This window comes from Streptomyces europaeiscabiei (assembly GCF_001550375.1).
Classification (GTDB): domain Bacteria; phylum Actinomycetota; class Actinomycetes; order Streptomycetales; family Streptomycetaceae; genus Streptomyces; species Streptomyces europaeiscabiei.
Genome location: NZ_LRTR01000032.1, coordinates 1 through 10,892, shown reverse-complemented (window position 1 = coordinate 10,892; position 10,892 = coordinate 1). Strand labels below are relative to the sequence as shown.

General features: G+C 71.7%; 10 protein-coding genes and 2 pseudogenes. 8 read left to right on the top strand and 4 right to left on the bottom strand.

The genetic code is table 11. The features are described 5' to 3' along the window. The 4 genes from AWZ10_RS01195 to AWZ10_RS01180 form a co-directional block, all read left to right on the top strand. Positions 1–855 (top strand): glycoside hydrolase family 9 protein (locus AWZ10_RS01195; protein WP_208618429.1); only part of this gene is annotated, 855 nt, incomplete at its 5' end. A 135-nt stretch (positions 856–990) separates the two neighbouring features. Continuing rightward, entirely contained in the window at positions 991–1,236 is a 246-nt protein-coding gene (locus AWZ10_RS01190; RefSeq protein ID WP_046707316.1) for a hypothetical protein, read from the top strand. 3 nt (positions 1,237–1,239) lie between these two features. Then, positions 1,240–1,617 (top strand): hypothetical protein, encoded by a 378-nt coding sequence (locus tag AWZ10_RS01185; protein WP_060890221.1) that lies wholly within the window; start codon positions 1,240–1,242, stop codon positions 1,615–1,617. Between the two features lie 544 nt (positions 1,618–2,161). Continuing rightward, positions 2,162–4,009, top strand: a complete 1,848-nt coding sequence (locus tag AWZ10_RS01180; RefSeq protein WP_060890220.1) for an RICIN domain-containing protein — start codon at positions 2,162–2,164, stop codon at positions 4,007–4,009. Between the two features lie 395 nt (positions 4,010–4,404). Here the strand turns inward: AWZ10_RS01180 and AWZ10_RS55675 are convergent. Continuing rightward, positions 4,405–4,560, bottom strand: a pseudogene (locus AWZ10_RS55675) (alpha-hydroxy-acid oxidizing protein); the annotation flags it as partial. A 938-nt stretch (positions 4,561–5,498) separates the two neighbouring features. On the opposite strand from AWZ10_RS55675, the gene AWZ10_RS01175 reads away from it, so the two are divergent. Continuing rightward, the gene (locus tag AWZ10_RS01175; protein ID WP_162948783.1) at positions 5,499–5,933 is read left to right on the top strand and encodes a protease inhibitor; all 435 of its coding nucleotides are present in this window, start codon (positions 5,499–5,501) and stop codon (positions 5,931–5,933) included. 197 nt (positions 5,934–6,130) lie between these two features. On the opposite strand, the gene AWZ10_RS01170 is transcribed toward AWZ10_RS01175, so the two are convergent. From AWZ10_RS01170 to AWZ10_RS01160, 3 genes are all read right to left on the bottom strand, one after another. Further along, positions 6,131–6,322: a hypothetical protein gene (locus AWZ10_RS01170; protein WP_037699179.1), complete on the bottom strand. Its 192-nt coding sequence runs from the start codon at positions 6,320–6,322 to the stop codon at positions 6,131–6,133. Positions 6,323–6,420: 98 nt separating this feature from the next. Beyond that, on the bottom strand, positions 6,421–6,897 hold the full coding sequence (locus AWZ10_RS01165; RefSeq protein ID WP_060890219.1) for an anti-sigma factor antagonist: 477 nt from the start codon (positions 6,895–6,897) through the stop codon (positions 6,421–6,423). A 318-nt stretch (positions 6,898–7,215) separates the two neighbouring features. Next, complete coding sequence (locus AWZ10_RS01160) at positions 7,216–8,238, bottom strand: Ppx/GppA family phosphatase (RefSeq protein ID WP_060890218.1); 1,023 nt, start codon at positions 8,236–8,238, stop codon at positions 7,216–7,218. A gap of 190 nt (positions 8,239–8,428) precedes the next feature. On the opposite strand from AWZ10_RS01160, the gene AWZ10_RS01155 reads away from it, so the two are divergent. The 3 genes and pseudogenes from AWZ10_RS01155 to AWZ10_RS53365 all read left to right on the top strand — a co-directional run. Beyond that, complete coding sequence (locus AWZ10_RS01155; protein WP_060890222.1) at positions 8,429–8,983, top strand: GNAT family N-acetyltransferase; 555 nt, start codon at positions 8,429–8,431, stop codon at positions 8,981–8,983. A 68-nt stretch (positions 8,984–9,051) separates the two neighbouring features. Next, the gene (locus tag AWZ10_RS01150; RefSeq protein ID WP_060890217.1) at positions 9,052–10,545 is read left to right on the top strand and encodes an ABC transporter substrate-binding protein; all 1,494 of its coding nucleotides are present in this window, start codon (positions 9,052–9,054) and stop codon (positions 10,543–10,545) included. Beyond that, positions 10,542–10,892, top strand: a pseudogene (locus tag AWZ10_RS53365) (ABC transporter permease subunit); the annotation flags it as partial. The gene AWZ10_RS01150 and the pseudogene AWZ10_RS53365, both read left to right, overlap by 4 nt.

Here is a 10,892-nt window from a genome sequence, read left to right as displayed (position 1 = left end):
CGCCTCTACCGCCCCTACGACCGCGCCTTCGCCGCGAAGGCGCTCGCCGCGGCCCGCACGGCCTGGGCCGCTGCCCGGGAGCACCCGGCGGTCCACGCCTCCGAGAGCGACGGCATCGGCGGCGGCACCTACGCCGACAACAACGTCACCGACGAGTTCTACTGGGCGGCCGCCCAGCTGTACCTCACCACCGGTGAGAAGGCGTTCAAGGAGTACGTCCTCGCCTCGCCCGTGCACACCGCCGACATCTTCGGTCCCATCGGCTTCGACTGGGCCCGCACGGCCGCCGCGGGCCGCCTCGACCTGGCGACCGTGCCGAACAAGCTGCCCGGCCGTGACAAGGTCCGCCGCTCCGTGATCAAGGGCGCCGACCGGTACCTGGCCACGCTCAAGGCACACCCCTACGGCATGCCGTACGCACCCGACGGCAACCTCTACGACTGGGGCTCCAACCACCAGATCCTCAACAACGCGGTCGTCGTCGCCACGGCGTACGACATCAGCGGCGCGGCCGAGTACCGCGAGGGCGCGCTGCAGAGCATGGACTACCTCTTCGGCCGCAACGCCCTCAACATCTCCTACGTCACCGGCTACGGCGAGGTCGACGCCCGCAACCAGCACAGCCGCTGGTACGCCCACCAACTCGACCCGGACCAGCCCAACCCGCCGGTCGGCACCCTCGCGGGCGGCCCGAACTCGGGCATCCAGGACCCCTACGCGCAGAGCAAACTGCAGGGCTGCGTCGGCCAGTTCTGCTACATCGACGACATCCAGTCCTGGTCGACCAACGAACACACGATCAACTGGAACGCGGCACTGGCCCGCATGGCGTCGTTCGTCGCGGACCAGATCTGAATCCTCCGCGTGACCGCGTGACCGCGTGCGGCCGGCGCCTCTTCGGGCGTCGGCCGCACGTGCTTCGGTACCGCAGGTCGTGCCGTGTGACCTGCGACTATTTACGGGTAAGTACCAGGGAGGTACCGTTGGCGCATGCCAGCTCTGAATGTGGAGTTCAGCGACCGCGAGCTAGAGGACCTGCGGCAGATCGCCAAGGAGCGCGGTACGTCGATGAAGGCGCTCGTGCGCGAGGCGGCCGCGGCCGACATAGTGCGACACCGGGCGCTCAAGGAGGGTGCGGCGGCCTTCCGCCGGTTCTTCACCGCGCACGCCGACGAGTTCGCCGCCGCCTTCCCGGACGACGAACCCGCCGCCAGGACGAAGGGGCGGGCCGTCTGACCGATGGCTTCCGTCATCCACATCGACGTGCCCTGGCTGCTCCAGCGGCACGAAGAGGTCATGCCCGAGCAGCCCAGCATCAACGACTTCTCCGCGCTCGTCGCGGCTGTGGCCCGGCACCGCGTCGACCCGCCACGCCTCGGTGTCGACTCCGACCCGGCCTGGCGGGCCGCCGCGCTGCTGCACACCCTCGCGGTGCTCAAGCCCCTGCCGGCCGCCAACGCCCGCTTCGCCTGCGCGACAGCCGTGGCGTACATGTTCGTCAGCGGTGTTGGCATCAACCCGCCGTACGGGGCCCTCGTGGATCTCGCGCGCGATCTGATCTTCGGGACCACGGACGTCTACGTGGCGGCGGACCGGCTGCGGTCCTGGCAGATCTGAGCGGACCGGAAGCGCCCTTTCCCCGGGGCCGCCGACCGAGGGCGGGAGGATCAAGGTCGGCGGCCGTTTCGCGCGGGAGAGCCGCCGTTCCGCGCGGGGCCTTCCGAGTCGGCCGTCCCGATTGAACAACGAACCATCAGTGTGCCGGGAGCGTGCGAGGGCCGCCGGGGTGTGCGTACGGTTCACACGGGGTGCTTGAAGCCTTGAGTATTCAGGAACCGGAAGGCTTCGTTCTGCGAAGCGGAAGCATAGGTACCGGTCATCTGACCTGCTTTTAGTGATGCGGATGTTGCCCAAGTGCCTTGTTAGCCATGAGTAACTTGTGCAAGGGTGAACTTCCTGCGCAAGGGCAATGGCCCGGCCGGAAAGGCGATTTGGCTTTTCGGGTCACCGAAGGGCCCAAAAGGCTCAAGGGAGACGGTCATCGTGCGGCTCGGTCCCCGGCCGCTTTCCCTGCGCCCGCCAAAAAGGTACGCACCAATCCAGGGCCCTTTTCGGCGGCCACAACTCCGTGTGCCATCTTGTGCCTTGGAAGGAACCCTCTGTGCACACCCCCCACCCTCCCCGCCCCACATATCCGCCCGCTCCCGGCCCGGTTCCCGGAGAGTCCGACGAGACTCTCGCGGCCCGGCTGAGGGGCTGGCCGGAAGGCGGGACCGGCGACCCCGTCGCCCTGCTGATGGCACGGCACTGGCAGCCCACGTACGACTATGCGGTGATCTGCCTCGCCACCCAGTCCGGTGTCGCCTCGATGGTGACCGCGACCGCCTTCCACCGGGTGCTCGACGGGCTGATGCGGGGCGAGTCGGGTGTCGCCCTGCGGCCCCGGCTGCTGGTGGCCGCGCGCGACACCGTCAAGGAGTGGTCCGCGGAAGGCGGTGTCTCCCATGTCCTGTCGGACCTGAGGAAGCCCGCGGGCGGGCGGGGCATGCGGGCGGCGAAGTCCATGACGCCCGAGAATCGCAAGCTCATCGAGCGCTCTTTCCGTGCTCTCCCGGCGGTCGCCCAGTGCCTGTTGTGGCACACCGAGGTAGAAGCCGAAATGATAACCATACCCACTGGTCTGCTGGGTCTGGACGCGGACAGCGCGGTGGCCACGCTGGAACAGGCGCGCGACAAATTCCGTGAGGGCTGCGTCCGCGCCCATCGGGAACTCGCGCCGTCCAAGGATTGCCGCTTCTACAACCGGCTGCTGGACGTGCCGATTCGCCGCGGCGGAGCCCTGCTGCCGGATGTCCAGCAGCATCTGCTGGAGTGCCGCTACTGCCGTTACGCCGCCGAGCAACTCAGCCATTTCGAGGGCGGGCTGGGCGGGGTCATCGCCGAGGCCGTACTCGGCTGGGGCGCCCGGCGCTATCTCGACTCCCGGCCCGGCCGCATGCCGGACAAGGGGCACTCGAGACGTCCGGGGAGCGGCGGCCGGCACCGCCTGCTCTCCCAGATCCCCGCACAGCGCCGCCGGATCATCTCCGGAGCGCGCAACCCGAGGGCCCTGATCACCGTCGGCGTCTCCTCGGGCGCGCTGATCGCGGCCATCCTGGGCGCCGCGTTCCTCTCGGACGACGGCGGCGGGGCCGATCCCGCCGCCTCCACCAGTGCCACCGGGGGCGTCGCCACGGCGCCGGACACCGGCAACGACACGACCACCGACACCAGCTCGGCGACCCCGCCCGCCATGTCCGGACGGTCCGCGGCACCCCAGCAGACCCGGCTGCGCAACCAGGCCGCCGACCTGTGCCTCGACATCCACGGCGGCAAGGCCGAGAAGGGCGCCTCGACGGAACTCGCGGTGTGCGACTCCGGCTGGACCCAGAAGTGGTCCTACGAGGCGGACGGCCTGCTGCGCAGTGTCGCCAACCCCGAGCTGTGCCTGGACTCCCAGGTCGACGCCGGATTGGTCGTCCTCGGCAGGTGCGCCGACGAGGACTCCAAGCGCGGTGACGACGTGCGCTACGACTTCACCGTGCAGGGCGAGTTGCTGCCCCGCTGGGGCGAAGGTCTCGCCGTCGCCCCCGTGGCCAGGGACGCCGATGCCGACATCGTCGTCAAGGTCCGGGACAACTCCAGCCAGCAGCGCTGGCTCACCGACGGCGTGACCGCCAGCCCGGAGTCCCTCTCCGTCTCCGGCTCCGAGGCGTCCACACCCGAGACCGAGCCGGTCTCCCGGAAGCCGGAGGCGGACGACGCCTCCCCGGCCCCGGGGCGGGAGAAGTCCGGCTCCCCGGAGCCGAGCGTCTCCCCGGAGGCCGAACAGGGCGGTTCGATCCTGTCCGTGGGCGACGACACGACGACGGACACGGACGCCGACTCCGGGACGGGCTCCGGCTCCGCTCCGGTGCTGCCCCTGACGTCCCTCGACCTCCCGAACCTCCTGACGGGCCTCGGGCTGTGAGTGGGGTCGGTCGTCGGGTGCGAGGGGCGTGTGGTTGCCCGTGCGGTTCCCCGCGCCCCTAGAAGACGACGAGCACGGGGCGCGGCCCCTGCTTTCCAGGGGCGCGGGGAACCGCACGAGAAGCCCCACTCGCCCGGCACCCGAACGACCCGGCCCCCGAGCCGGGTCGACGGGGCGCAGCCCCCGGGGACGGGGCGGTCAGGGGCGGCGGGAGCGGTGACCGGCACGCACCCCTCCCCGCCGACGAGACCGTCACCGTCGATCGTGGCCGGTGTGCGATGCCCGGACAGCGCGAGCGTGAGAGCGTGAGATCGAACCCGGCGAGCAGACACCGGATCACGTGTTCCACACCGGGCTGCCCGTCGAGGGCGAGGTCATAGACGTGGGGGCGCCCCCCCCGCGCTGCCCGCGACATGACCGACCGGACTCGCACCGAGCCGGTGCTCGGCCAACTCCTCCAGCCGGGTCGGACCGGTGGGCAGCCGCGGCATGGCCCCTGCCGTCCCGCCCAGGTAGATCTCGTACTGGAAGGCCGCCCAGTGCTCGGCCATCCGTCCGTCCTGCCCCTCGCCGTCGAGAACGCCCCGCGTCGCCGACGATCCTGACGAACCCGGAGGGCGCCGTCCAGAGCCGTGCACACGGACACGCGCACGGTCGGCCGGAGACACGCGCACGGTCGGCCGGAACAGCCGGCGGGTGCGGGTGTGGGTGCGGTGGCCGACGGCGGCGTGTCCGCCGGGGCCTTTGGCCCGGTGCGCGGCGGTACCGGGACGTCGGTCGTACGGACCCGTCGGCCGCACTCGGGGCCGTACGCGGCGCGTGGTTCGGGCGGCAGGCCGAGCAGGTGAGGGACAGGACCGGCGACACGGCCGGACCGCGGAACGCTGATGGCGATGCCGCCCGTGAGGCCACCGAGCCGGGCCGGGATATGTGTGAACACCACGCAGAGCGCCGCCGCGACCCTCCACGCGGTCCCGCCGCGGTGGTTCGGGCCGTGCGAGAACCTTTGCCGCCCGGGGCGCTGTCAGGGGCAAAGGTCCGCAATACCTCGGGGTCGCACCGGCCGCGCGCCGGGGTGTGACGTCAAGGATGCGCGTCAAGCAGCGGCCGAGGGTGCTTCATCCATTCTTCTGAATCGAAATGGATGAATCATCCACCATTCCCGGTCGCGTGGGGGCTGTTCGGGCGGTTGTCGCGAGCCGAAGCGGAATGTTTCAGGCCGATTGCTCAGCCGTGGAGATCCGGCCATTCATGATCATGGGGCGATCGGGAACCGCTCAGAATCGGGGTTCGCATGGTCGGACTCCGTGACTTCGAGCCACTGATTCAATACTCAAAGTTACTGAAACCGGTGGGGTCGATGTGTGTTCCGGGCTCGGACCCGGCAGACTCGCGCTCGCCGATCCGGCACCGTCCGGGCAGGCTTCGTACACGCGACAGATGTGGCGGGGTCGTCCGGGCACTCCTGCAGAGCGGAAGGATGCACACCATGCCGAAGACCGCGCGTTGGGCAGCGACTCTCACCCTGACGGCCACCGCCGTCTGCGGTCCCCTCACGGGCTCCGCGCTCGCTGCCCCCGAGCCCGCCGCGTCGGGGCTCTACGCCCCCTCGGCCCTGGTCCTGACCATGGGCCACGGCGAGACCGCGGCCGCCGTCACCCCCGAGCGCGCGGTCACCCTGACCTGTGCGCCGAACGCCTCCGGCACGCACCCGGCACCCGCGGACGCCTGCGCCGAACTGCGCCGCAGCGGCGGCGACCTCGGCGCCCTGACCGGCCGGGCCGGGGTGATGTGCAACAAGCAGTACGACCCGGTCGTCGTCACCGTGCACGGTGTCTGGCAGGGCAAGCGCGTCGCGCACGAGCGCGTCTTCGCCAACCAGTGTCTGAAGGACTCCGCCGCGAGCGTCCTGTACGCCTTCTGAGCGTTTCCGTGGACGAGGCCGCTTCGGGCGGCCGACAGACCGGGGTTGCGTGACCCCGTGAGTGATGAGCGAGGGCCCGTGGCTGGGGAGCGCGAGCCCTGTCGCGGTGTGTCACGCGATCCCGTCCGGGGGCCGGCCGAAGCGGAGTGGGGCCGCGGCCGGCCCCCGGCATCATCACCTGCCGGGAACTCGGCCGGTCACTCGGGGGTGACGGTCCACCGGCCGACCTCCTGGTGACCGGAGTCGTACAGGGGCTGGCCGTCCCCGGGTTCGATCTCGCAGTGCCGGAGGTTGCCGCCCCAGTAGCGCAGGATGCGCTCCAGTTCCTGGACGGTGGTGCCCTCGTCCCAGTCCGTGCTGTCCAGGTCGACTTCGAGAAGGAACTTCACTTCACGCGTCTCCACTTCTGTATCGCTCGGATTCCGTGCCGGCGTCGGCCGGAACGGAGTGTGCCTGCCGCAGGTCCTTCAATCGTTTCATTGAACTGCTACTTGAGACTTGGCCGTTGCGGTGGCGGGGGCGACGGAGGCGGAACGGGAGGAAGCTCCGGGAGCGGAGGGAAGCGGCCCAGCAGCCGGGCCGCGCGCAGGAGCCGGTGCATCCGGGGCTGGTCGGAGACGAGACGGAGCCGGCCGCCGCGTGCCGCGGCCGCGGCCTCCGCCCGGCACAGCACCCGCAGGCCCGAGCAGTCGAGGAAGGAGACGTGGCGCAGGTCGACGAGCACGTCCGGTTCGGCGGACCCGGTGGTGGCGGCCGTCAGATGCTCGGCCACGAGACCCGCCGACGCCACGTCGATCTCGCCCGAGACCTCGATCACGGTGAACGGCCCGATCCGGCGGGTGCGGGCGTACGGGTTCGCTGCTGCTGCTGCTGCTGCTGTCGCCGCCGCCGCCGGCCCGGGGCCGGGTCCGGTGGCCACGTCCTCGGGCCGAGGGGCGGCACGGTCATGGGCATCCGGAGTCATGGCGGCTCCACCTCGTCAGGGGTAGGGCGCATTCGATCCCGTTAGCTACCCCGGCGCGGAGCCGGCCATCCCTTTCACGCCTGGCGCAAGATCTATAGCACTCGAAAAGGTGAATTCCCCTTTCATGTCTTGACATTGCTTGAGGGCGTTGTTCAAGGGGTGCTGTTCCGTCGGTGTCGGGCCCCTCAGTCGTGCCGGGGCTCCTCCTCCGCCTCGTGCGGGACCTCGTGCAGGACCTCGTCCAGGGCGGTTTCGGGCCTGCCGTGCGGGTTCCGCCTGTCGTGGTGGGTCATGGGGCGCTCCGTCCGTGCGGTGGGCTCAGCGGGCCGGCGCGGCGATGCGCAGGGGCACGGCGCCCGCCGCGCTCGAAACGGCCGGCCCGTTGCCATCGGTGTCCCGCGTCACCTCCGACCACCACGCCGGGCCGTCCTCGATGCTCCGCAGCAGTACGCCTTCGCGGATCGCCCAGGGGCAGAGCGTCACGGACTTCAAGCCGGTGAGCTTCATCGCGGTGTGTCCGACCAGTGCCCCGGCCAGGCTCTGCGTCGCCCGAGGCGCGGAGATGCCCGGGAGGGCGGCCCGCTCGGCCGCGGGGAGGGCGGCCAGGCGGGAGACGGCGGCCCCCAGGTCCGCGCGCCGCAACTCCCTGTCCACGAAGGGCCCGTGGCGGCCCGGCGCGGATCCGCACAGCCGGGAGAGCTGCTGGAAGGTGCGCGAGGTGGCCACGGCGGTGCGCGGCCCCTCCCAGCGGATGCGTGCGGAGACGTCCCGGAGCTGATGGCGGACCCTGCGCCGCAGTGCCTTGATGCTCTCCGGCGACGGCGGGTCCTGCCCGTGGAAGAACTCATGGGTCAGCCGGTTCGCGCCCAGCGGCAGCGAGGCCACGAAGTCCGGCAGCCGGCCCCGCCCGAAGGCCACCTCCAGTGAACCGCCCCCGATGTCCAGCAGTGCGAGCGGCCCCGACCGCCAGCCCATCCACCGTCGCGCCCCGAGGAAGGTGAGCTCGGCCTCCACCTCGCCGGGCAGGGTGCAGATCGGTACCCCGGTCGCCGCGCGCACGGCCCGCAGCACGTCCCGGCAGTTCGGCGCGGAACGCACCACGGCGGTCGCGAAGGCCAGTGGTGTCGACGCCCCCCATCTCTCCGCCGTGCGCGCGGCGGCCGTGACCGCGTCGCACAACTGCCGTACGGCCTCGTCGGGCACGTCGCCCCCGGGCGGCACCTGCTCGGACAGCCGCAGGCGCCACTTGGCGGTGTGCACCGGCAGTGGCACACCGCCCTCGGCGTCCGCCACCACGAGTCTCACGGTTTTCGATCCCACATCCATCACGCTCATCCGCATGACCGACGACGTACCCGGTAGCCGCCTCGACACGCGTGTCCCGCACGGCGGTTGGAGGCTCACCGACGTATACAGGCCGACCGGGCGCCGTCGCTCACGCCCGGCGGAGAGCCGGCCGCTCGCGCGCGGCGGGGGTCGGCCGCTCGCACCCCCGAGCGGAATGATCAGACTTATTGCATATGATGTGCAGGTGCAGAACTACGACATCAGGGTGGCAGGGCCCGACGACCTCGACAGCGCCCGTGCGGTCATGCTCGACACCGTCTACCGCGACTTCGGCACGGGCTATGTGCCGCGCTGGCACGGGGACATCATCGATCTGTGCGGCGCGTACGTCGCCCCCGACCGGCATGTGCTCCTGGTGGCGGTCGACGAGCGGGACGGCATGGTCGTCGCCACCGGCGCGCTGGACTCCCGGGGTCCCGCCCATCCGCCCAACCCCCGTCGGCTGGCCGAGCGTTACCCCTCGGGCGAGACCGCCCAGCTGCGCCGTGTGTACGTGCGCGCCGAGCACCGGCGGCGCGGGCTGGCCCGGCGGCTGGTCGCCGCGCTGCTGGACTTCGCGGCGGCCGACGGGGGTTACCGCTCCGTCTATCTGCACACCGACCCCGGGGTGCCCGGCGCCGAGGACTTCTGGCGCTCGCAGGGCGTGGCCGTGTGCGACGAGCGCGAGGTGACGGGGGAGCGGGTCGTGCACTTCGAGATCCCGGTGCCCGAGGCGGCCGCACCCTCGCCGGTTAAATGAAAATCATTCTCATGTAGGCTGCGTCGCGTTCCACCGCCACCTCCGTCCCCCGAAGAGAACCAAGGACCATGCGCTCTCCCCGCCGCCGTCGCGTCGTCGCCGGCCTGCTCCTCGCCCCCGTGCTGACCGGCTGCTTCGCCTCGGGTGGTGGCACCTCCGACGACGACTCCGCCGACGGCTCCCGGCTGCGTGTGGCCCTCGCCTTCCCGCCCGCCGAGAACTTCTCCCCGTACGGCGCCGACGCCACCCTCCTCAGCCGGCTGGGCGTCACCGAGGGCCTGACCAAGCTGGACGCCAACGGCGCCGCGGCCCCGGCGCTCGCCGAGTCCTGGACCCGTGAGAACGACCGGAACTGGCTTTTCACCCTGCGTGAGGCCACCTTCCAGGACGGCACCGAAGTCACCCCGGCCACCGTCGCCGCCGCCCTCACCCGCGCCACCGAGGCCGAGCCGGTCACCCCCGCGCTCTCCGGTATCGAGCTCACCGCGAAGGCGAGCGGCGACCGTCAGGTGCGCGTCACCACCGGGGACCCGGACCCCGCCCTGCCGCTCCGGCTCACCAGCCCCGGCCTCGCGATCCTGTCCGCCGAGGCATACGGCGGCAAACGGGTCGACCCGGTCGGCACGGCCACCGGCCCGTTCGAGGTCACCAAGGTCACCGGCACCACCGCGGCCACCCTGGACCGCTACGACGCGTACTGGGGCGGCCGCGCCCAGGCGAGCGGCATCGACGCCAGGTTCATAGCCGACGGCTCCGCCCGCACCAACGCCCTGCGCACCGGCCAGGTCGACATGGCCGAGGCCGTTCCCGTGTCGCAGGCGGCCACACTCGACCGGGGCGCCCGCCGTGAGACGGCCACCACCCGCACCACCAGCCTCCTCCTCAACACCAGGACGGGTGCCTTCAAGGACCCGAAGCTCCGGGCCGCCGCCCGCGAGGCCGTCGACGGCTCCGTCCTCGCCAAGGACGTCTACGAGGGCTACGCCGACGCGGGCGCCGGCATCTTCGGGCCCGCCGTGACCTGGGCCGCAGGCAAGCGTGTCGAACCGGCCGGCCGCGCGAAGGCCGCGAAGCCGGGCGGCACCTCCGTGACCATCGCGACGTACGACAACCGGCCCGAGCTGCCCGAGGTCGCCCAGGTGCTGCAACAGCAGCTCCAGAAGGCCGGGTTCGAGGTGAAGCTGGAGGTCCGCGAGTACTCGCGGCTGGAGAGCGACGCCCTCGCCGGCAAGTTCGACGCCTTCGTCGGTGCCCGCAACTCCCTGCTCGACACCGGCGACCCCGTCTCCATCCTCGCCAGCGACTTCACCTGCGACGGCAGCTACAACCTCGCGCTGCTCTGCGACAAGAAGGTCGACCGGGCCGTCTCCGCCGCCGAGAAGGAGTCCGACACCGCGAAGCGGCAGCAGGCGGCCATGAACGCCGAGGCGGCGATCCTCGGCACCGATGCCACGGTGCCGCTCGTCCACCAGCAGATCATCACCGGCGTCGGCACCTCGGTACGGGGCGTGATCCTCGACCCGTACGAGCGCACGCTCATCGGAACGGGGACCCGGCGCTGATACGGGCACTCTGGCGGGGCCTCCTCGCCACCGCACTGCTGTGCGGCATCGGCCTGCTGCCGTGGCTGTCGCGCACCGACCCGGCGCTCACCGTCCTCAAGGCGCGCTCGGCCGAACGCGACCCCACGCCGGAGGCGCTGGCGGCCGTACGGGACGAACTCGGCCTCGACGCGGGACCGTTGAAGCTGCTGGGGGAGTGGTTCGGCGGACTTGCGCGCGGTGACGCGGGCCGCTCGTGGATCTCGGGCGCCGAGGTCACCCCCGCTGTCGTCCAGGCGCTCGGCGTCTCCCTGCTGCTGATGGCCGCCGCGCTCCTCGTCGCGGCGGCCACGGCCGCGGCCGTCTGC

Bases quoted from the DNA above. Each gene is read 5' to 3' on its own strand.
- AWZ10_RS01190 (WP_046707316.1), top strand. From the start codon at position 991: ATGCCAGCTCTGAATGTGGAGTTCAGCGACCGCGAGCTAGAGGACCTG.
- AWZ10_RS01185 (WP_060890221.1), top strand. From the start codon at position 1,240: ATGGCTTCCGTCATCCACATCGACGTGCCCTGGCTGCTCCAGCGGCAC.
- AWZ10_RS01175 (WP_162948783.1), top strand. From the start codon at position 5,499: ATGCCGAAGACCGCGCGTTGGGCAGCGACTCTCACCCTGACGGCCACC.
- AWZ10_RS01165 (WP_060890219.1), bottom strand. From the start codon at position 6,897: ATGACTCCGGATGCCCATGACCGTGCCGCCCCTCGGCCCGAGGACGTG.
- AWZ10_RS01160 (WP_060890218.1), bottom strand. From the start codon at position 8,238: ATGCGGATGAGCGTGATGGATGTGGGATCGAAAACCGTGAGACTCGTG.
- AWZ10_RS01150 (WP_060890217.1), top strand. From the start codon at position 9,052: ATGCGCTCTCCCCGCCGCCGTCGCGTCGTCGCCGGCCTGCTCCTCGCC.